The organism is Spongiimicrobium salis (assembly GCF_043678055.1).
Lineage (GTDB): Bacteria > Bacteroidota > Bacteroidia > Flavobacteriales > Flavobacteriaceae > Spongiimicrobium > Spongiimicrobium salis.
Map to the genome: position 1 here is coordinate 292,930 of NZ_JBHEQA010000001.1, position 19,954 is coordinate 312,883.

Consider the following 19,954-nt stretch of genomic DNA (forward strand, 5'->3'; position numbering starts at 1 on the left):
ATTTTTTAGACTTAAGCTACCAAAGTAGTTTTCAATACTTCCAAAAGTGTTAATGGTTCTAGGCGGGTCATATAATCTTCTTCAAAGTGAACAAAAACAATTTCCCGATTTTTGTTAATGACATAAACTGCAGGAACCGGAAGCTCATCATTGTTATTTCCATGGATGTGGCCGAGGTCTATTCCAAAATTCCGATACTCTTTTTTAGTTGCCTCATCCAAGGAGAATACAATTCCGAGCGTTTTCATAAACCGGGCATCCACATCGGTTGCAATGGGGTAGGTAAGGATATTTTTTAGAGCAGTATCGTTTGTCAATTGCGGTCGCTCTGCGCTTATTGCAAGTATGGATACACCAATTTCAGAAAAGTCATTTTGTAACCGCTCATACTCCCGCAATTCCAGATTGCAATAAGGGCACCAACCTCCCCTATAAAAATTAAGGATCAAGTATTCCGAGGCTATGTATTCTTCTACAGCCTTCGTTTCTCCCGTCATAGTGGTTAAAGGCGCATTGGGAACCGTATCACCCAACTGAAGCGACTTCTCCCTAAGCCCACTATTTATGATCTCTTGCAAGCCATTTTTAAATACTTCTATGATATGTTGCGGCATTCTTTCCATAGTAGCTTGCCGCATTTGTTTTAATTGTTTGTCCAACATCGTTTACTATATTTTGTGATGACAAAACTATAGCACTACGTTTTATGTTAGATAATCAATATAAAACTAAAAATAGTCAATATGTAACTTTCCCTAAGTCCGTTGCGTTTTTTGAAACTGATTGGGGGTGAGCCCCGTGAATTTTTTGAAGAAACGAATGAAATTTGAAGGTTCATCAAATCCCAAATTGAAAGCGATTTCCTTAGAACTATAGTTATCCTCAGAAATACTTCTTTTTATTTCCAGCAACAGCCAATGATCAATAAAGGCCTTTGCCGTCATCTTGCTCATTTCCTTGCAGATATCATTCAAATATTTATAGGAAACGGACAAGCTAGCCGCATATTCTTTAGCATTATGAGTCTTTGCGTAGTTTTTGGCCAAAAGCTCTTTAAAATGTATAAAGTCTTTAAAACGCTGGCTTTCAAATGTTTTATGTTGATATATGGTCAACTGTTTGATTTGGAGCAAGAGGGTGGTAAAAGCCGCATTGATCAAATCTGCCTTCAAGTTGGTATTCTCATTCAAATGTATTTGTTCCAATACCTCTAGACTATTTTTCAGAAGCTGTAGATTTTCTTGACCTATTAAAATACTGGGGGTATGATATACATGAAGAAAATGAAAGAGGTTCTTTTCACTGATATTTTCCGTAATAAAGTTTTCTTCAAAAGAGATCACTATCCCTTCTACCGTAAGTTTTTCGGAAAAGGCATGCACTTGCCCTTTCGTCAATGGAAGAATAAGCCCAGGGGACAATTCCAATGTGTTGAAATCGGTCATATGGGTTCCTTCCCCCTTCGTGATAATGATCAATGCATGAAATTGGATACGGTGGGGGTTAGACAAATCATAAGCGCTCTTCTTACAACGTTCATACAACTCCTTAATGGTAATAAACTCAAAAGGGATAGCTTGCTTAACAAAACGGGAAAAAATGATATTTTCTATTTCAAGAGGCATATGCGAAATCCTATATTACAGTTTCTTGCATACTAAAATACACTAATCCTGAAACAAAATCCTGTAATAGGAGTGCAGTACTACTGATATTGAATACCAGCCATATTGGGTGCCCATATAATGCACAAGGAAAACACTTAGTTCCTGATCAATAATTCCTCCACCTCTTCCAAACTCTTCCCTTTGGTTTCAATGACATATTTATAGACAAAGAAAACCGCACAGAGCGAGAGGGAAGCATAAATGGCAAAGGTAATGGCCGGTCCAAGGTTTGATAATTCCCATGGGAATACCTGCGTTACGGAGAAGCTGATAAAAGAATTAAAAAAGCCAACTACGGAAATGGCAATCCCTTTAATGCTGTTCGGAAACACCTCTGATATTAACGTCCACATCACCGGTCCCAAGGAAATGGCAAAAGCTGCCACATAGAGCAAAATAGCAAACAGGACCAATGAAGCATTTATAGTAATAAACTGAGCGGCTTCGTTTCTTTTGAAATCAAGAAATTGCCTTTCATTCAGTACAGGTTGCACTGCTTCGAACAATGCTTTCTGATCCGGGAAAGAGTTGCCATTCATTACTTCTAAAGCTGCTCTAGTGGAAACATCGCTAAGCTTGGCCAAGGTGGTTTCGTTAACGTCATAGGTAGCTTGGTTGAAGGCAAAAGCGGCCATTAAAAGCGCTATGGTCATGCAACTGGTTCCTATGATCAATAAGGGCCTTCTTCCCAACTTATCGATCAACCAAATGGCCACTAAAGTAAAAACAAGGTTGGTTAAGCCTACAACAATGGCTTGCAAGAAGGAAGAATCTGTGTTACCTCCAGCTTGCTCAAAGATGGTGGGAGCATAGTAAAATATGGCATTGATTCCTGTAATTTGCTGAAAAAAAGCCACCCCTAAGGCGATGATCATAATGGTAGCATATTTCTTTTTGAAAATATCTGCCAATTTTCCTTTGGCCTCCTTTTTTTCTGCAGCACCTTGAATCTCAGCAATAGTGATTTCGGCATAAGCTTCTCCCCCTATTTTTGTTAATACATGACGTGCTCCTTTGATCTTGTTCAATTTTCGAATCAGCCATCTTGGGCTTCTAGGTACGGTAAATAGTGCAAAGAAATAAATGATGGCAGGAATAACCTCCACACCAAGCATCCAACGCCAGCTCTCCCCTTCCATATTAATCAAGAAATAATTGGAAAAATAGGCCACGGAAATCCCAATAACAATATTTAACTGATTAAAAGAAACCAGGCTTCCCCGCAATTTTGGCGGCGCAATTTCGGCAATGTAAATAGGAGCAATCAAAATAGCTCCTCCAATTCCGATTCCTCCAATGATTCGTGCAATAATAAACTCGGAATAGGATGTGGCAAGAGCAGACCAAAAAGCAGAAATGGTAAAAAGTGCCGCCACAATAATGAGCACTTTTTTACGTCCATAAGCATCAGCCAGGGGTCCTGCCATTAAATTGCCCGCCATAGCGCCGAACACCACACAACCCACGGAAAAACCTAACATCCACTCCGTCATTTCAAAATATATGGTGATTCCTTTAACCGCTCCTGAAATTACTGCACTATCAAAACCCAACAAAAAACCACCCAAAGCCACAATCAAACTTATTAGAATGGTGTAGGATTTGTTCATTTTCAATGCAGTATCGGCTGTCGTCATTGTATTTGTTTTAGTTGGTTTTGGTATTATTTCTTGTAGTAGCTTCAATATATTTTTTATTCAGAACACTTCCCTAATATTCACCTTAACAAAAAGTATACAAGCTTAAAAAAAGATACCTCTAAAGCCAAAATGCCTTTTAAATGGGAAATGCCGAACGATATTGGAATTTGGTTACCTCCATTCTTTCCGAGGAAATCTATTGATGTTAAGGTAATGTTGTGGTAAATACAGATTGGAGTCAGTTTTTTTCCTTTAAATCCAGACATCCAAGTCCATTTTATGGTACAAAACAAGCTATTGCTCAGGAATGAAATCAGTTTTTCTACGAATTTGTAACTTTTTTGAAAGTCGTCTTGTCCAATACATGTGAATTCACAAGTACAGTACAAATCCATTTAAATCAAAACAAGATGAATCACTTTAAGCCTATACTTCTTTTTATAGCCACGCTTAGTTTGCATACTGCAATCTATGCGCAAAGCAACACCATAAAAACCGTTAGCGGAAAACCGCTAAAGATTACAATACTAGAAGATCGCATAACCCATATTATGGATTCCATTCAATTACCCGGCCTATCCATTGCCATTATCAACGATGCTAAAATTGCCTACCACCGCAAATTTGGGTTTCGTAATATAAAAACCAAAGAAGCTGTTACTCCCCATAGTATTTTTGAAGGAGCTTCCCTTTCCAAACCTTTATTTGCCTATTTTGTAATGAAAATGGTAGAAAATGGGGAGTTTGACCTCGATGTTCCGATTTACGACTTCCTCAAAGCGATTTTCCCCGAAGGCGTTATTGACCCTGCCTCTTTTGAGGCCTACAAAACCATTACGCCCAGAATTGTCCTATCCCACGGTACCGGCATTCCCAATTGGGTAAGAGGTGAACCCATTAAAATTGCCTTCAAACCGGGTACGGATTTTTCATATTCCGGAGAGGCCTATCAACATATGGGAGCAGCACTAGGTACCAAACTTGGCATTGGTTGGGGTACCGCTTTGGACAGTCTCTTTCTAAAAGAAGTGGCCCATCCGTTAGGAATGCATCGTAGTTTCTATACCTGGAACGATGTATTGGAAAAACATACAGTCAAAGGACATATGAAAGGGAAAGTCAATATGGAAGTGCATCGGGATAAAAAAGTGGGGCCTGGATACAGCTTGCAATCCGATGCGTATGATTTTGCCTTATTTTTAATCGAAATGATGAAACCCAAAAACTTATCGGTAGCCTTACGTGATGAAATGCTCAAAGAGCACAATCCCTTTAAAGCTGATAACGAAATACATCAAGAAACCGGTCAAACGGGATGGGGACTCGGTTTTGCCCAGAAACCAACGCCGAACGGACTTATGCACCTGCATACCGGAAACAATCAAGACTTTCAGGCCTATGCCATGTTTGTTCCACAACAGCAATACGGATTTGTCATATTTGGCAATGCCGACAATTTGTTTCCTTTTTTAACCGCAATCGAAAAATTAATAGAAAAACAATTTTAAACCAGACCCAGATGGAAAAAACAAATGAAATACTCAGTTTACTTATCGTTAGCATTGGCTTTATACTTATTGTATATATTCTGGCCAAGTATAACTATATGGTCAAAAAAGCGATGATTGATAAAGGAATCCTTGTAGCATCCCGGAAACATACGGTGAGGCATATTGATTTGGGATGTATCCTGGCAGGATTGGGAGTCGGATTCTTAGTTTCCTCCATCTTCACGGAAATGAATCTAACCGAAGATACTACAGACCTTCTGGTATGGGGGACCATTGGAATTTTTGGAGGTGCCAGTTTGATCTTAGCTCATTTTTTAAGAAAAAAATGGGGACATTAAATTGTCACAGGATTTAGATAAACATAGTATTGAGCGGATCAAGGAGGGAGATGCATATGCTTTTCGCCTTATGGTGGAAAAGTACAAAGATGTATCCTTGTCCTTGGTCTGCTCCATTGTAAAAGATGAGCAATTGGCCGAAGATATCTTACAGGATGTTTTTATACGCGTATTCGAAAAAGTGCATACGTTTAAATTTAAATCCAGTTTTTCTACCTGGTTGTATCGCATTGCTGTAAATATGAGCTATACGGCTTTGAAAAGCAGGAAACATAGTATGGATATCAATACCCTGGAGGAAACTTCCGAAATACGAGTCAATACCAAAGAACTTATGAAAGAGGCATATCAAAAAAAGTTCATTCATCTAGCGCTTAAGGCATTAAATGCCGATGAAGCTTTAGTATTACAATTGTTTTATTTATCCGAAAAGAGCATGAAGGAAATCGTAAAAATTACGGGTTTCACCCTTTCCAAAGTAAAAATAAGCCTCCATCGGGGTAGAGGGAATCTGGATTTTCAACTACGCCAATTGTTAGGCAACGAAATAGAAAACTTATTATGAAAGAAGACCAACTAAAAACATTGATCCAAAAAAGCAAACGGGAAACTTCTCCAGATTTTACGGAGCAGCTCATGGAAAAAATAGCGCTACGTCAGGAACAGAAAAAAACAGTTGTATGGCCGTTTAAAATTGTATTTGGAGCTTTGGTTTTTCTTTTGATAGGCCTGAGTTATCTAATATTTATTGGTTTTGATATCCATCTGCCACTATCCGACACCTCATTAAAAAACATGAGGATGCCCATAGTTTTAGGTGTTTTTGCTTTTCTTTTTTTTGTACTGAATCATATGATGCGCCTTCATGAAAGTTATACGAACATGGAACATTAAATCGTGATTACAGCGAAAAGCAATGGGTATATGATCTTAATAGCGGCCTAGGTATTTCTTTAATTTTCATTCCAATAATAACTATCGGGATAAGGGCGTTTCCCAAAAATAGCCGTACCTACGCGTAAAATTGTACTTCCCTCCTGGATGGCCAGTTCCAGGTCATTGGACATGCCCATGGACAATTCATCAAATGTAGCTCCAGGAAGCTTCAATGCCTTGGCCTTGTATTGAATCTCTTTTAGGCGTTTAAAACAATCCCGTACCTTATCATCTTTGGAGGATAATACTCCAATGGTCATGAATCCCTTGATATGAAGACGATCATAATGGGAAACTTGTTTTATAAATTCCAATGCATTCTCTGGCGCTATACCAAATTTACTATCTTCGAAAGAAGTATTGACTTGTATAAAAATATCAATATCGCGATTGTCATATACACAGCGATTTTGCAATTTTTCCACTAATCGCAATCTATCTACAGATTGGATCACATTGGCATATTGCAGTACATATTTCACTTTATAGGTCTGTAAATGACCAATCATATGCCATTGCAAATTCCGCTGTTTTAAATCACTATACTTTTGTTCGGCTTCTTTGACTTTGTTTTCCCCAATAAGGGAATATCCCTTATTCAAGGCAACTTCAATATTTTTAGTGGTTACTGTTTTGGTCGCCAACAATAATTTTACTTCAGATCGATTTCTTCCGTATTTCGTACAGGCGGTAGCAATCCTATCTTCAATATGTTGTAAGTTATTCAGAATCGTCTGTTCCATTGCTGGTTTTTTCCAAAGCCTCATTGATCAAAATCTCCTTCACCTGATCGATCATGAACATTTTTGCCTCTGCGTAGGAGAGCTCGTATCTGCGTTCTATATTTCTACAATTTTTAGGATACTTTAGAAGCATTTTGTCATAATAGCTGTCCAAGACTTGTTGATCCGGCATTGTAAAACCTACCTTCAATTGAAATCGTCTTAATAAGGCCTGGTCCAACATTGTTACTGTATTGGTAGCGGCTATGAGTATGGCGTCTTCATGTAAATAATCCATACATTGGATCAAGGTATTTACCACGCGACGCATTTCACCGGAATCGGTATTCCCTGTATCTCGCATGGCTCCTAAAGAATCAAATTCATCCAAAAACAATATGGACTTTTGTTGTGCTGCCTTTTGGAACAAAGTAGCTATATTTTTTGCAGTATCCCCCAGTTTTGAAGATACAATAGTGCTTAGGTTCACCACCATGATCCCACAAGCTAGTTCTTTGGCCAAAACCTGGGCCATCATGGTTTTTCCGCAACCACTAGGTCCGTGAAACAGTAGTTTTGTATCCAAAGGGAGATGGTAGGGCCGTAGGACCTCCAAATGTTGATATTCTCTTAGAAACTTTAAAATTAAGGTTTTAGTCGCTTTATCCAAGACCATATCATTTAGGGTTGCCTCTAAATTTCCCCTTAGGTACAAGTCGTTTTTCATAGGAACCTCAACTTTTCTCGGCAACATAGTCCGAACAGTCCAATTGTATTTCGTTCACAGCCAGCTTTTTTTCTAAAAAATTGCAATAATGGGTGTCATTGTTTTTATCGTAGAATTTACATCCAAAACAAGTGCGTTGTACGGTCAAAATCCCGGAAGCATTGAGTTGAAATATCAATCGGCTCAATGTAAAATACAGCGACTCCAAATCCTCTTCTCCAATATTATCCAATTGTTTTTTAATGGGATCGGTGAGATGTTCGGTTTGATGTACAATTTCGGTTCCTTTCATGGATAGTAGGAGCGAATAGCTACGGCTATCTGCAGAAGAAAAATCCTTGATGAGCAATTCTTTATCCACCAGTACCCGCACGGCATCACTTATGGTAGGCTTGGTCACATTAAATTCCTTGGCCAATTGACTTACATTGCAGAGTTCAATTTTGTGATAGGCCACAAAATTGAGTATCTGAATCTGAATAGGGCTTAACTTTAGTTTTTTTGCATGTTCCCAAAGCAATACCTTAAATACTTCTGACACTCTCCCCAATCCTACCGTTATTTTGGTTTTTAAATCCATTACCGCATGTATTACTATAGATAAAATGCAAGATACAATAGCTGTAGCAAATGTGCTTAATCCCTACTTATTTTAATCCTTTATCCATTCCTTTATTTTTAAAATCTACGGCAATATCCTGAAGGTATTAGCCCCTCCCCCTCTTGTAAGGTTAATTGCAATGTTCCATTTCGATGATGTAAAACCCTTTTTCCCGAATTTCTTTTTCTATCCCTTCAGGAGCGTTTTCCATATGACAGAAATTGCACTCTTTGGTGGATAAATTAAAATTTGGTATTCCCTTTTCACTCAAATAGGTTTTCCCATAGGCATATACCTCTTCCACACTGGTATTATCTTCCACCAGAATATCGAAATGCATCACTGTTTTTTCATCTTTTGGCACATAGGTGTCGTATACTGAAACTTTCATTTTTTTATTTTTAATCGTTATTTAAAAAATGTAAGCAGTGTAGGCATAGACACTGCTTACATGAACAACAAATAGGGGAACTTATCCTTTTACATCCGCCATTGATGCTCCAAAGTTGATGTGCAATACATTTCCATTGGGCGTAACAAGGGCAGGAACGGATTCAACTCCTACTTTTTCAGCTTCTTCAATGCGATCCCGAATCTCCCCGATATTGACAATTTCAACATTGTCATTTCCAACCAGGTTTACAATATCGTGCTCTGCACTAATACAAACTGAACATCCTGCGTGATAAAAAATTGATTTACTCATGATTTTAATATATTTAAGGTTTATGTATTACTTCATTTTTTTTACGCTATAGGGCAAGGATAGATCTCCAGATGCCACACTATATACTGCGTATACCCCTAACATGGGCATGTTTTTTTCTTTCCATTCCGTATTTACCTGCATATAGGCCGCAACACCATCGAAAGAAAATTCCGTAACATTGTTTATTCGGAATTTGGGAACTACAACTTTAATCGCATTACCTTGGGTAACGATATTATATCCGGGAGAATCCATATACATGGGCATACCAGGGTTGATGGCAGGCAATACCACACTTTTATCTTCCGTATCGAAGGTTTTAACACTTAAGCCTCCGGGAACGCGATCGTCGCTTACCAAAACCACCCAATGGGGATGCCAGATGATTCCATCGTTGGCATAATTAGAGTCAAAATCTTCATCCCATAAAGGCGTATCATCAAAATCTGGATGTGAGGTCAATGCCAAAGCAACAATACCTTCCGTTTTGGAGAAACCTACATCGGTGGATTTTAGATTGGTAGGAAATACATACCCTAGTACCGGAGCCCCATTGACACTACCTACGGCAGTGGGCTTGCTCTTTCCTGCGGTTCCTTTTACTTGTATTTCAAATACATGATGTTCAAGGTTCTGATCATAGATTACCGTTGCTTGGGTAATCTTTAAATCATCTGTGGATTTAAATGCGGGGTCCTCGTTCGTTTTAAGTTGAGCTTGACAAGAAGCCAAAACGAATGTCAGTACCAGTAGTGCAAAGTGTTTTTTCTGATTCTTCATTTTAAACGTTGTTTTAATTTGATAACAAATATAGTTAGGATTCCTTACTAATTAAATTTAAACATAGAATTTTAACAGTACATTAACATTTCAATTTGAATGATTCCCAAGGGTTCTCTTTATCTATAGGATTATTGCTCTAGTGCAAAAAAAAGCGAAGACCCATTCCTTTAGATCTCCGCTTTTCTATCACAAAAACAATCCTTTTTAGCTCAGGTCCACATCCCCGATTCCAATTCCCAATGCTTTTGCCACGCCTTTTCCATAGTTCGGATCGGCCTTATAACAGTGCACAATATGTCTTTTCTGAATAAACTGTTCCGCACCCCCAACACTTCGTGCCGTATTCTCAAACAATAGCTGTTGTTGCAAGGGGTTCATCATACGAAATAAATTCCCAGGTTGTGTAAAGTAATCCTCATCATCTGCCCTAAAATCCCAATGATCGGCCGCACCCTCCAACTCCAATGGAGGTTCCTGAAATGCCTTTTGCTCTTGCCATTTCCCATAGCTGTTCGGTTCGTAATGCACGCTACCTCCCCCATTACCATCTATTCGCATAGCGCCATCTTTATGATGATTGTGAAAGGGACATCGTGGCGCATTTACGGGAATTTGATAGTGATTTACCCCCAATCTGTAACGCTGTGTATCCCCGTACGAAAATAAGCGCCCCTGAAGCATTCTATCTGGGGAAAATCCAATCCCGGGTACTACATTTGCCGGATTAAAAGCAGCCTGTTCTACTTCTGCAAAATAATTCTCAGGGTTCTTGTTCAATTCTAGCACTCCAACATCCATCAAGGGGTAAGTTGCATGCTCCCACACCTTGGTAAGGTCAAAAGGGTTACTAGGGTGTGCCCTAGCCTGAGATTCACTCATAATCTGGATTTTTAAATTCCACTTTGGAAAATTGCCAGTTTCAATAGCGTCAAATAAATCCCTTTGATGACTTTCCCTATCTTTTCCGATGAGCGTCTCGGATTCCTGATCGGTCAGGTTTGCTATTCCTTGGGCAGTTTTCAGGTGAAACTTCACCCAAAATCGTTCATTGTTTTCATTGATCAGACTAAAGGTATGACTTCCATAGCCATTCATATGACGGTAGGATTTTGGGATACCCCGCTCACTCATGGTCATTGTGATTTGGTGCAAGGCCTCAGGTAAGAGCGTCCAGTAATCCCAATTATTATTGGCACTGCGCAAATTGGTCCTGGGGTCTCTTTTTACCGCTTTGTTCAAATCGGGAAACTTATACGGGTCACGCATAAAAAATACTGGGGTATTATTTCCCACCAGATCCCAGTTGCCTTCCTCCGTATAAAATTTTACGGCAAAGCCTCTGATATCTCGCTCGGCATCTGCCGCCCCTCTTTCTCCGGCCACGGTGGAAAAACGCACAAATAAATCGGTCTTCTTACCAATTTCAGAAAAAATCTTGGCTTTGGTATACTTGGAGATATCGTGAGTCACTGTAAATGTCCCATAGGCCCCAGATCCTTTGGCATGCATTCTGCGTTCCGGTATGACTTCTCTATCAAAATGCGCCATTTTTTCCAAATACCAAACATCTTGGAGCAACATGGGCCCTCTCCTACCTGCAGTTTGTACATTTTGATTCTCTGAAATCGGCTTTCCCGATACCGATGTCAGCTTGTTTTGACGGTCGTCCATAATCTTAAAGTTTTATTGTTTTACAATTGCTTTTGCTCCATTCGTTGTTTATCAACGTTTATGCAAAAATAGTAAGGATTACTAACTTTAATTAAATTAGACGATAGAAATATTTTATTTTGCTATTGTTTTTCTTGTATGTGATATTTTTTTTTGAGTAGATAATGAGCCTTTCAACTGTTAAAGAGATCCTACGAGGGTAGCAAATACGCTCTTTTCAAGGAGATCAATTCAGGAAAAAAATATAATCAATATCCAAAGTTCCGATCTTGGAAAAAGGTTTTGTTGTACGTTCCAAAACCAAATCCTTAAGAGCTTCCAATTCCTGTTTATTAAAAATCATGGAAAGGTTGTGTTGCATGGTTTGTATGGGTATTTTGCGTTCCACAGGCATTTGATCATATCTGGTTTCCCAATACTCCACATCTATACCCCTAACAAACTTTTGAAAAGCCTCCATTTCTCCTGTGGTAAATTCAATATAAATATTGTTAAAGGTTAAATGAAACACATTACAACTTCTACAGAAAGAAAGTTGTCCATACCCATTTTTTGCTATTGTTTTTACCTGACTACACATCTATTTTCGTTTAATAACAGTCCATCAACAACTGTCCTTTATGTTCAAATTCGTTTAATTCCCTATTCAAGTACTTTTTGCAGATCTCTTCCAAAACAAGCAATACACTATCCTGCATGGCCAAGGATCCACAAATCATAAAGATTCCGCCATCGGCAAGTGTTTTTGCCAAAAAAGGCCCTTCCCTTAGCAATATAGCCTGAACATACTGTTTTGGAGGTTCCTGAGAATATGCTATTTGGTATGCTACCAGCTGTTTTTTGGAGATGGCCCAATCCAATTGTTCTCCATATAATTCCCAAGATTTCTTGGTACGGCCTCCCCAAAATAAATGAATGGGAGTCTGGGTTTTGTTTTCCGCAATCATACCCAGAAAAGGCCCTATACCCGTTCCGTTGGCAATACAAACCGTAGCAGGAGCCTCTTCTGGAAAATGAAACTTTTGGTTGTCCGTTAGGGTCGCCATTACTTCTTCCCCACGGTTTATTTCATTTAAAAAGGAAGAACAAATTCCATGAGAGTGCTTCTTTATACTCAATACAATATGACCTTCCTTTTTGGCAATGGAATACTGTCGCTCCCGTTTTTCTCCTTTTGGCAAAACGCCTAAAAGATCTCCCGATTGAAATGTTGGACTTCTCTTGGGCCGAAGCTCCAACAAAAAGGTATCATCAACATTCAAATCGCTTCGGCCTATCACTACAAACTTTTCTAAGCTTTGCTTCTTTTTTTGCGCAGGCAATCCCTCAAAGGTCAAGGATAGCTCCAAACTTTGGGTCCATTGCCTTTTCCAGTTTTCCCATCCGCTCTGAGATTGCTCATGTATTTTAAACAGTGGTAAGATTGGTTTAAAACTCGGATGCTCTCGCAAAAGCGTATCTATCTTAATGGCGAAATGACAAAAATTAGGATACTCCCGGGAACCTAAACCCACCACCGCAAATTGCAAAGGCCCCTTAGGTTTTACAAGAGGGAACAATTCTTCAAATTTTCTTGCATTGCTCGGAGGGTCTCCATCTCCATAGGTCGCCGTAAAAACAATGAGATGCTTTGCCCTTGCATAGGTGGTATACTGATTTAAAGTGGACAGAAATACTGTTTTTCCAGCATCTTGCAGTGCTTTGCAAAATATTTTTGCCATTTCAAAGGTATTTCCCGTTTCAGAGCCTACCAATATGATAAATTCGCTGTTTTCCCGAGAAGACACCAAACCTAAGTGCCGGGATTTTCTTCTTCTTTTTACCAACATGGCAAAACCAGAATAGATAAAAAAAAGTAGCCCTATACTGGCAAGAAATAATACCACTGACCATAGCACACTTCCCTGTCCCGTGTGTAATTTCAAACTTACATCTGAAGCAAGTTTGGTAAAGGGGTAGGCTATTTCACTTACAATTTCCCCGGTATACTGATGGACCAACAGCTCCCTATCTTTAAGCGCCATCTGATAATAATCCTCCGGATCCTCGGAAAAGGGGAAACTCAGGCTACGTAATTCGCCCAAGTCCACTTCGTTAAAAACTTCCATTTGGGAGACTGGGATTACCGTATTACCGGCTGCCGAGTTAAAGTCCCATTGATGCTGGATATTCTCTGAAGGCAGTACCGAAAACTTTTCCAGAGACAGATAGACTCCCGTGGCTGCAATAATGAGAATAGGCATAAAAAGCCATTTTCCAAAAATGACGTGATAGCGTTGTGCAAAATCCGTATCCTTCACCTTAGAGAAAAATTTGCGTACCCCTCCTTGACGCTGAAGAAGGAGCAACATGCCCGTGACGGCAATAAAGCATAGGAGCAAAGAAATCAAACCCACAAAAAAACGCCCTGTACTTTTTAAGAAAAGTGAACGGTGCAAATTCGTGACAAAAGTAAAAAAAGGCGATTTTCCCTTGACTTCCCCCAGGATTTCCCCATTTAAGGGGTACACATAAAATGATGTACTATTCCCTTCTTTCGTAACTACAGTGGCAATTACGGCATGAGCAGAAGTACGTTTTATCTCCAACACCTCCCCGTACTTCTCTTGAAGTACTTCTATAACATTGGCCGCAGTTACCTCCTTTATTTCTGCCACATGATAGGGTCGGAGGGCATCCGATATGGGTTCAAAAGCAAGTATAGCCCCGCTAACAGATGCCAAAACCAAAAAGAGGGATGCGCTTATCGCTAACAAAAGGTGGCTATATCGCCAGAAGGAAAGGGTCATGAAAGCAACAATTAATTGGACATCGTCCTAACATAACGAATAAACCCTTTTCCTTCTTTTTTCGTTTTCAAATTCTCTGTGGTCAAAGGAATTTGAACATCTTCAACATAGTATTCCTGATCCTCCACTGCCGTTTCGAAGCGAATACTATACCCTTGATCGATCTTATCTTTTGGTACCTGAATTATGCTAACAGTACGCTCTCCCCCACCAATTGTTGCTCCTGAAATAGCATCAATATCCAGTCTGCGTTTTCCGTAAAACTTCCACCATTCCGTAATATCACTATACCATTCCTTATCCTGTCCTTGTACATAGAGGGTTTCTTCATAAGCTCCCTCTGGATTGATCAAAGAAACCACAACATAAGCTCCTTCTCCGGTATAATTTACCATTTGAATCAAACATTTTACAGCCACCTTCCCTGGAGCTTGGGCAAAAGCCGATACCAAGAGCGCAGTAAGCCCTATAATCGGTACTATTTTAAATATAGATTTCATGTTATTTTAAGAAATTTAAAGTCAAGCCATTCTTTTGCAACAATTCATTTTCCGAAGCCAGATCGTAGACCGATTCCTCAAATGTTGTTTTGATACTTTTATCCGCTCCTTTTGCCAATAGAAGTTCTAAAATCTCTTTGTTCTTGGCCTTCATCGCAGCTAAGTGCAAAGGTGTATTTCCATCAGTATTCCTGATGTTTATAGGAATATTCAACAGCGCTATTTTCTTCAAAAGCCCCATATCATTTTCTTTGACGGCCAAATGCCATAAACTGTTTCCATCGGCTTGGGCAACCTTAAAATCTAGCTTTTTGGCTTTCAACAGGGCCAATTTTTGATCAAAAATTTTAGGTTTTCTCTTATCATAAGATTGTATAAGATAATAGGTCAACGTATTTCCTGTGGCATCCTTTGCAAAAGCATCTGCATCTTCTTTCAATAAAAACTCCACAACCTCAACGGTATTTCTATGCACGGCCCGCATTAAGGGAGTTACTCCTTTTTTATTGGCCGCATTAATAGCTTTGCTATGTCTTGCCAAAAAAACAATACTTTCCAAATCATTTCGATACGAAGCATTGCTAAAAGCTGTATTTCCATTGATATCGGGTTGATCTACACCAACTCCTTTTTCAATGAAATAATTGAAAATTTCCAAATCTGTATTTCTGTACGCCAAGGCGTGCAACGGTGTAAATCCATTGTCCGTAACTATATTAGGTTCTAATCCCAAAGCTTCTAAATATTTATAGGTTTCTAAAGTGTTTGAACTATTTCGTGTACCCTGACTCGCCATGATAAAAGCATTGCCCCCTTCTGCATTCCGTTTTTTATAGGCGACTCCTTTTTTAATGAGAAGATCAAGTACGCTGGTATTTCCCTTTTTTGCGGCATAATTAAAGATCCCATCTCCTTTGTGATCCACAGCGTGTAAATCAATGCCAGCTGCCGTGAAGTAGTCAATAAGACTCTCATCCTCTAAAAATGGAGCTACCAATAACAAGGCATTGGCACCGTCATTGTTTTTCTCTACTTTGGGGTTGGCCCCTCTGGCAATACAAAAGTCATACAACGCCTGATTTTGTTGTCCGGTGACTGCTGCAAAATTAAGTAGGGAGTAGCCGTGACTATCTTTTAAATCTGTCCTCGCACCTAGATCCACCAGATGCTGTATCAATTCCAAGTTATTCTTGTAGGCCGCCCAGAAGATATAGGTACGCCCATCATGTGTTTTTTTGTTAGGGCCATTTCCCGGTTGCTCTAAAAGAAATTTAATAGTCTCCATATTGGTTTTTTCCAATATGGCCCAACAAACGGGATCAAAGGCTGAGCTTGTCATTGCAGTAATATCATGTCCAGCAGACATATCTTCCTGTACTTGGGCAATACTGGGATTTGCTTTCCAATAGGAACGTTCCAAAAATGTATTGTTTTGAGCGGCCATCGTCATGCTCATGAAGAGCAACAAGGCCATGGATAAAATAGGGATGTGCTTCATCTTATGGTTTTTTTACGAAAGATTCTATAAGGGCATCGATGTCATTGGCTGCTTGATAGTCCTCTGTAAAAAGGTGTTTGTACAAGGCCTTATTATCTACTTTCGCTTCCAGCGATAAATCTTCGTTCCTGGCATATACTTCGGTCCATTTAGCACGGACCATAGCCCATTTATCCTGATGTTCCTTCCACCAATCTGCCGCAGCTTTACAGCGACTATCGGGAACACGTTCATAGGTATTGTATCCTTTTTCCTTGGCAACCAACACATCCGATTTGCCATTTTCCCGGATTATTTTGGCATTATCCTGATCGTGCACCCATCCATTGGAGGTAATCTCATGACGATTTCCCCTTTGGGTAATATTGTAATCGCTACGCGTCGTATATTCTCTCCTAGGCAAGGGAGCATCCGTAGTATTCTCCCAATAACTCTTCCCATCTACATGTATCCAAGTTGCCGACCCTTCGTACCGTGGACTATCATCTACCTGATATACTTTTTGCGTCCATTGCCCTTTGACATCTGCTTTGTCCTTTTTGGTATAATTCCAATGATTGTCTCCATTGTAGGTGTAAAAGTCTTGGTTTTCAAAGAGCCAATCCTGCCTCCAGTGTTTCACAATATAAGGTGCACTTGGATTTCCTACCTGTAATAGATGCTGAATGGAAACTTTGTCTTTTTCATCCACGACCAATTGCGCCCATTCCAACCCCCTATCTGTTTTTGTTTTGGAAGGTCTGTATAAAGAATCATTACTGTAATTAAAGGTCTCGGCAAAATTAAAGGTGACTTCATAGCAGCCGCACATTTTTTTTATGGCTTGGGCGTCCTGTTTCTTTTTACGTTGTGCCTGCACTGTGCATAACATAATAAGTGCAAACGAAGTAAGGAATGTTGTTTTCATTGTGTACTGGTTTTGTTTAAAATTATCAGGACAAAAATAGTTATTTTTATTTATTCTAAATAAGAATAATCTATATATTTGCAATCTATTAAGAACCATTCTAAATAATATGAAACCTAAATTGTTGTCTATCTGTATGTTATTTTTATTTTTTATAAAAGTTTCATCACAAGAAAAAAGATCAGATTCTACAAAGACCACCTTTCTGGATGAAGTTGTACTCACGGCCACGAGGACATCGCGTCAGCTTTCTTCCTTACCCCTACCTGTAACATTGATCAAGAAAAGCCGTATTCTTCAATCCGGAACAGTACGCCTCAATGAAATCCTGAATGAACAGACGGGCATCATTACTGTAGCGGATGAGAGTGGTTTTGAAGGAGTGCAAATTCAAGGCATTGCCTCAGATTACATATTGATTTTGATCGATGGTGTGCCTCTTGTTGGACGCAGCGCAGGAAATTTTGACCTCAGTAGACTCACTGTGGGCAACATTAAACAAATAGAGGTCGTCAAAGGCCCTTCCAGCAGCCTATATGGTAGTGAAGCTCTAGGAGGTGTCATTAATATCATTACAGAAAAACCAAAAACGGAAGAAGTTCGGGGTACCCTCTCGTATCGTATTGGCAGTTTTACGCAACAGGATATCAACCTTGACCTTAAACAGCGTATTAAAAAGTTTCGGTATGCCGTATTTGCCAACCGTTTCTCCAGTGAAGGTTATGACCTAAACCCCAATGTAGAGGGACAAACCGTAAATCCCTTTGAAAACTATACCGTTAATGGAAGGTTGTATTATGATTTTGATGACCGTCTTTCTTTATCTAACTCTATACGATTTTATAATCAGGTACAAGAGGCCGGTTTTACCCTGAACGATACGCGTTTTGAAGGGGACAGCGAAGAGAAGGAGTGGAATCTCCATACCAAATTAGACCATTCCTGGAGTGAAAAGTTTACTGCATCCTATGAGCTATACTACACCAATTACAAAGCCAATGAACAACTTACAGATCCCATTAACGACGACTTGTTGACGAATAGCGACTTTGACCAAAAACTCTTAAGGCCAGAGATTCGAGGCAACTACACCTTTACAAAAGCAGGTGTTTTAACCTTGGGAACAGGTTTTCAATATGACGAGCTCGACCGAACTTTCTTTGACAATAGGGTGCGCTTCAATTCACAATATATCTATGCCCAATACGATCTAAACCCCTTAAAAAAATTAAATCTCATCCTTGGGGGTCGTTTTGACAATCATTCGGAGTACAGCAATCAATTTAGCCCAAAATTGGCCTTGCGTTATAAGATTACAGATCATATAGCCGCCAAAGCCTCCATTGGTTATGGTTTTAAGGCTCCTGATTTTAGACAGCTTTATTTTGATTTTACCAATTCTGCCGTAGGATACACGGTTTTGGGGTACAATGTTGCCTTGGAAAAACTGGCTGAACTGCAAGACCAGGGGCAGATAGTGGATGTCGTTGTTCCAGAAAGTGAGCTTCAAGATCCACTGGAAGCGGAGAGTTCTATTGGCTATAATCTTGGGATGACCTACAAAAAAGGGAAATGGAATACGGAATTAAATCTCTTTAGAAATGATTTTGACAATCTCATTGATACCCGAATCATTGCTCGAAAAACGAATGGACAAAATGTTTTCAGCTATGTGAATTTCGATGAAATATATACCACAGGGGTCGAAGTCAACTTAAGCTATCAACTTTCAAAAGACATTGGCCTATATGGTGGATATCAATTGCTCTATGCTTTCGATAAGACAAGAGAAGCCGAAGTTCGGAACGGCGAGGTCTTTGCCCGAGATCCAGAAACCAACCAAACTATAGTAGTCAGCCGTTCCGATTACTTCGGTCTTGTAAATAGATCACGACACAATGCCAACCTTAAGCTATTCTACGACATTGCCAAGCCGGATGCCTCCGGTTCAAGAGTGGTACACGCCAATATTAACCTAAGGCTTTTATACCGTAGTAAATATGCCCAGTTCGATACCAATGGGAATGGGTTGATCGATATTTATGACACAAGTTTTGTGGATGGATATCTCACGGCAAATATTGCCGCCAGCAAAACATTGTATAAAAGCTTTGTAGTGCAAATAGGCGCCAACAATCTATTTGATTACACCGATAATAATATTCCCTCGCTACCCGGGATACAAGGGTATGTAAAACTTAATTATCAATTCTAATATTTAAACACAATTTACAATGAAAAAAGGAATCTTACTTTTAACTATGTTGGCCATGATAGGTACATCTTGTTCTAGCGATGATGATGGCACTTCAACCCCAGACCCCGTGCAAGCACAGCTTGTATCTAACATAAGTGCGCCCCAAACCGGAGGGCAAGGGCAGCCCGTGGGCGGGGATTTTGCAAAATTTGATTTTGCCACAGGCCGTGCTACCACAAGCGATGCGGATTGGGATATTGCCTTTAGGGGAACTACCATCGCTGTGAACGGAGGTACGGTGACAGGAACAGCCGATGAACCCTCCAGAAATGGGAATGCGGGGGCAACGATCGTTTCCGGTACATTTGCTAGCGTTACTACTGCGCAAGGACTAAGTTTTGATCAAGATTCGGATGCATCATTTGCTATTCCTACAGGAAGCGATAATGGATGGTACAATTACAATTTTATGACCAACATTATATCGCCGATTCCAGGAAAAGTATTGGTCTTTAGAACTCGTGATGGTAGATATGCCAAAGTTGAAGTATTGAGTTACTATGAAAACGCACCGGCCAATCCAGATCCACAGTCGGATGCTCCAAGATACTATAGCTTCAATTATGTATACAACCCCAATGAAGGGGAGACATCTTTGGAATAAAGAGACGGGGGATTTATGATGAGGAGTTGAGACCTCTTTTTTAATTCGTTTGTTATGCCCAAAAACCCACCATGATTGGTGGGTTTTTATCTAG

General features: G+C 39.6%; 21 protein-coding genes. 6 read left to right on the plus strand and 15 right to left on the minus strand.

Annotated features, from left to right (window positions below; translation table 11 throughout):
• Window positions 1-11: 11 nt before the first annotated feature.
• The 3 genes from ACEXOE_RS01385 to ACEXOE_RS01395 form a co-directional block, all read right to left on the minus strand.
• Window positions 12-662 (minus strand): peroxiredoxin-like family protein, encoded by a 651-nt coding sequence (locus ACEXOE_RS01385; protein ID WP_394746930.1) that lies wholly within the window; start codon window positions 660-662, stop codon window positions 12-14.
• A gap of 93 nt (window positions 663-755) precedes the next feature.
• Complete coding sequence (locus ACEXOE_RS01390; RefSeq protein WP_394746931.1) at window positions 756-1,625, minus strand: helix-turn-helix domain-containing protein; 870 nt, start codon at window positions 1,623-1,625, stop codon at window positions 756-758.
• Between the two features lie 137 nt (window positions 1,626-1,762).
• Window positions 1,763-3,304, minus strand: coding sequence for a sugar porter family MFS transporter (locus ACEXOE_RS01395; RefSeq protein WP_394746932.1), 1,542 nt, complete (start codon window positions 3,302-3,304; stop codon window positions 1,763-1,765).
• Between the two features lie 413 nt (window positions 3,305-3,717).
• On the opposite strand from ACEXOE_RS01395, the gene ACEXOE_RS01400 reads away from it, so the two are divergent.
• Genes ACEXOE_RS01400 through ACEXOE_RS01415 form a run of 4 tightly spaced genes read left to right on the plus strand, consistent with a single transcriptional unit; the run spans window position 3,718 to window position 6,050 of the window.
• Window positions 3,718-4,815, plus strand: a complete 1,098-nt coding sequence (locus ACEXOE_RS01400) for a serine hydrolase domain-containing protein (RefSeq protein WP_394746933.1) — start codon at window positions 3,718-3,720, stop codon at window positions 4,813-4,815.
• An 11-nt stretch (window positions 4,816-4,826) separates the two neighbouring features.
• The gene (locus tag ACEXOE_RS01405) at window positions 4,827-5,156 is read left to right on the plus strand and encodes a hypothetical protein (protein ID WP_394746934.1); all 330 of its coding nucleotides are present in this window, start codon (window positions 4,827-4,829) and stop codon (window positions 5,154-5,156) included.
• 1 nt (window position 5,157) lies between these two features.
• Entirely contained in the window at window positions 5,158-5,721 is a 564-nt protein-coding gene (locus tag ACEXOE_RS01410) for an RNA polymerase sigma factor (protein WP_394746935.1), read from the plus strand.
• The gene (locus tag ACEXOE_RS01415; protein ID WP_394746936.1) at window positions 5,718-6,050 is read left to right on the plus strand and encodes a hypothetical protein; all 333 of its coding nucleotides are present in this window, start codon (window positions 5,718-5,720) and stop codon (window positions 6,048-6,050) included. Before ACEXOE_RS01410 ends, ACEXOE_RS01415 begins: the two co-directional genes overlap by 4 nt.
• 59 nt (window positions 6,051-6,109) lie before the next feature.
• On the opposite strand, the gene ACEXOE_RS01420 is transcribed toward ACEXOE_RS01415, so the two are convergent.
• The 12 genes from ACEXOE_RS01420 to ACEXOE_RS01475 form a co-directional block, all read right to left on the minus strand.
• Window positions 6,110-6,835 carry a YggS family pyridoxal phosphate-dependent enzyme gene (locus ACEXOE_RS01420; protein ID WP_394746937.1) on the minus strand — a complete coding sequence of 242 codons (726 nt, stop codon included), beginning with the start codon at window positions 6,833-6,835 and terminating at the stop codon, window positions 6,110-6,112.
• Window positions 6,813-7,541 carry an AAA family ATPase gene (locus tag ACEXOE_RS01425; protein WP_394746938.1) on the minus strand — a complete coding sequence of 243 codons (729 nt, stop codon included), beginning with the start codon at window positions 7,539-7,541 and terminating at the stop codon, window positions 6,813-6,815. The genes ACEXOE_RS01420 and ACEXOE_RS01425 overlap by 23 nt, the downstream gene beginning before the upstream one ends.
• Before the next feature lie 7 nt (window positions 7,542-7,548).
• Window positions 7,549-8,121 carry a MarR family winged helix-turn-helix transcriptional regulator gene (locus ACEXOE_RS01430; protein WP_394746939.1) on the minus strand — a complete coding sequence of 191 codons (573 nt, stop codon included), beginning with the start codon at window positions 8,119-8,121 and terminating at the stop codon, window positions 7,549-7,551.
• Window positions 8,122-8,272: 151 nt separating this feature from the next.
• Entirely contained in the window at window positions 8,273-8,533 is a 261-nt protein-coding gene (locus ACEXOE_RS01435; protein ID WP_394746940.1) for a DUF2024 family protein, read from the minus strand.
• Window positions 8,534-8,614: 81 nt separating this feature from the next.
• On the minus strand, window positions 8,615-8,848 hold the full coding sequence (locus ACEXOE_RS01440; protein WP_394746941.1) for a thioredoxin family protein: 234 nt from the start codon (window positions 8,846-8,848) through the stop codon (window positions 8,615-8,617).
• 27 nt (window positions 8,849-8,875) lie between these two features.
• Complete coding sequence (locus tag ACEXOE_RS01445) at window positions 8,876-9,631, minus strand: hypothetical protein (protein WP_394746942.1); 756 nt, start codon at window positions 9,629-9,631, stop codon at window positions 8,876-8,878.
• Window positions 9,632-9,838: 207 nt separating this feature from the next.
• A complete protein-coding gene (locus ACEXOE_RS01450; protein ID WP_394746943.1) occupies window positions 9,839-11,305 on the minus strand; it encodes a catalase in 1,467 nt (488 codons plus the stop codon).
• A gap of 226 nt (window positions 11,306-11,531) precedes the next feature.
• Window positions 11,532-11,885 carry a DUF6686 family protein gene (locus ACEXOE_RS01455; RefSeq protein WP_394746944.1) on the minus strand — a complete coding sequence of 118 codons (354 nt, stop codon included), beginning with the start codon at window positions 11,883-11,885 and terminating at the stop codon, window positions 11,532-11,534.
• Window positions 11,886-11,895: 10 nt separating this feature from the next.
• Entirely contained in the window at window positions 11,896-14,094 is a 2,199-nt protein-coding gene (locus tag ACEXOE_RS01460) for a PepSY domain-containing protein (protein WP_394746945.1), read from the minus strand.
• Between the two features lie 11 nt (window positions 14,095-14,105).
• Window positions 14,106-14,594, minus strand: coding sequence for a DUF2271 domain-containing protein (locus ACEXOE_RS01465; RefSeq protein ID WP_394746946.1), 489 nt, complete (start codon window positions 14,592-14,594; stop codon window positions 14,106-14,108).
• A 1-nt stretch (window position 14,595) separates the two neighbouring features.
• The gene (locus ACEXOE_RS01470) at window positions 14,596-16,092 is read right to left on the minus strand and encodes an ankyrin repeat domain-containing protein (RefSeq protein ID WP_394746947.1); all 1,497 of its coding nucleotides are present in this window, start codon (window positions 16,090-16,092) and stop codon (window positions 14,596-14,598) included.
• A 1-nt stretch (window position 16,093) separates the two neighbouring features.
• Window positions 16,094-16,999 carry a DUF6607 family protein gene (locus tag ACEXOE_RS01475; RefSeq protein WP_394746948.1) on the minus strand — a complete coding sequence of 302 codons (906 nt, stop codon included), beginning with the start codon at window positions 16,997-16,999 and terminating at the stop codon, window positions 16,094-16,096.
• 136 nt (window positions 17,000-17,135) lie between these two features.
• On the opposite strand from ACEXOE_RS01475, the gene ACEXOE_RS01480 reads away from it, so the two are divergent.
• Complete coding sequence (locus ACEXOE_RS01480) at window positions 17,136-19,214, plus strand: TonB-dependent receptor plug domain-containing protein (RefSeq protein WP_394746949.1); 2,079 nt, start codon at window positions 17,136-17,138, stop codon at window positions 19,212-19,214.
• A gap of 19 nt (window positions 19,215-19,233) precedes the next feature.
• Window positions 19,234-19,860 carry an HmuY family protein gene (locus ACEXOE_RS01485; RefSeq protein WP_394746950.1) on the plus strand — a complete coding sequence of 209 codons (627 nt, stop codon included), beginning with the start codon at window positions 19,234-19,236 and terminating at the stop codon, window positions 19,858-19,860.
• Window positions 19,861-19,954 lie beyond the last annotated feature (94 nt).

Excerpts from the sequence above, each read along its gene's own strand:
- ACEXOE_RS01400 (WP_394746933.1), top strand. The coding sequence starts at position 3,718 with ATGAATCACTTTAAGCCTATACTTCTTTTTATAGCCACGCTTAGTTTG.
- ACEXOE_RS01475 (WP_394746948.1), bottom strand. The coding sequence starts at position 16,999 with ATGAAAACAACATTCCTTACTTCGTTTGCACTTATTATGTTATGCACA.
- ACEXOE_RS01435 (WP_394746940.1), bottom strand. The coding sequence starts at position 8,533 with ATGAAAGTTTCAGTATACGACACCTATGTGCCAAAAGATGAAAAAACA.
- ACEXOE_RS01440 (WP_394746941.1), bottom strand. The coding sequence starts at position 8,848 with ATGAGTAAATCAATTTTTTATCACGCAGGATGTTCAGTTTGTATTAGT.
- ACEXOE_RS01420 (WP_394746937.1), bottom strand. The coding sequence starts at position 6,835 with ATGGAACAGACGATTCTGAATAACTTACAACATATTGAAGATAGGATT.
- ACEXOE_RS01450 (WP_394746943.1), bottom strand. The coding sequence starts at position 11,305 with ATGGACGACCGTCAAAACAAGCTGACATCGGTATCGGGAAAGCCGATT.
- ACEXOE_RS01415 (WP_394746936.1), top strand. The coding sequence starts at position 5,718 with ATGAAAGAAGACCAACTAAAAACATTGATCCAAAAAAGCAAACGGGAA.
- ACEXOE_RS01385 (WP_394746930.1), bottom strand. The coding sequence starts at position 662 with ATGTTGGACAAACAATTAAAACAAATGCGGCAAGCTACTATGGAAAGA.
- ACEXOE_RS01390 (WP_394746931.1), bottom strand. The coding sequence starts at position 1,625 with ATGCCTCTTGAAATAGAAAATATCATTTTTTCCCGTTTTGTTAAGCAA.
- ACEXOE_RS01430 (WP_394746939.1), bottom strand. The coding sequence starts at position 8,121 with ATGGATTTAAAAACCAAAATAACGGTAGGATTGGGGAGAGTGTCAGAA.
- ACEXOE_RS01455 (WP_394746944.1), bottom strand. The coding sequence starts at position 11,885 with ATGTGTAGTCAGGTAAAAACAATAGCAAAAAATGGGTATGGACAACTT.
- ACEXOE_RS01445 (WP_394746942.1), bottom strand. The coding sequence starts at position 9,631 with ATGAAGAATCAGAAAAAACACTTTGCACTACTGGTACTGACATTCGTT.
- ACEXOE_RS01460 (WP_394746945.1), bottom strand. The coding sequence starts at position 14,094 with ATGACCCTTTCCTTCTGGCGATATAGCCACCTTTTGTTAGCGATAAGC.
- ACEXOE_RS01405 (WP_394746934.1), top strand. The coding sequence starts at position 4,827 with ATGGAAAAAACAAATGAAATACTCAGTTTACTTATCGTTAGCATTGGC.
- ACEXOE_RS01485 (WP_394746950.1), top strand. The coding sequence starts at position 19,234 with ATGAAAAAAGGAATCTTACTTTTAACTATGTTGGCCATGATAGGTACA.
- ACEXOE_RS01425 (WP_394746938.1), bottom strand. The coding sequence starts at position 7,541 with ATGAAAAACGACTTGTACCTAAGGGGAAATTTAGAGGCAACCCTAAAT.
- ACEXOE_RS01395 (WP_394746932.1), bottom strand. The coding sequence starts at position 3,304 with ATGACGACAGCCGATACTGCATTGAAAATGAACAAATCCTACACCATT.
- ACEXOE_RS01465 (WP_394746946.1), bottom strand. The coding sequence starts at position 14,594 with ATGAAATCTATATTTAAAATAGTACCGATTATAGGGCTTACTGCGCTC.
- ACEXOE_RS01470 (WP_394746947.1), bottom strand. The coding sequence starts at position 16,092 with ATGAAGCACATCCCTATTTTATCCATGGCCTTGTTGCTCTTCATGAGC.
- ACEXOE_RS01480 (WP_394746949.1), top strand. The coding sequence starts at position 17,136 with ATGTTATTTTTATTTTTTATAAAAGTTTCATCACAAGAAAAAAGATCA.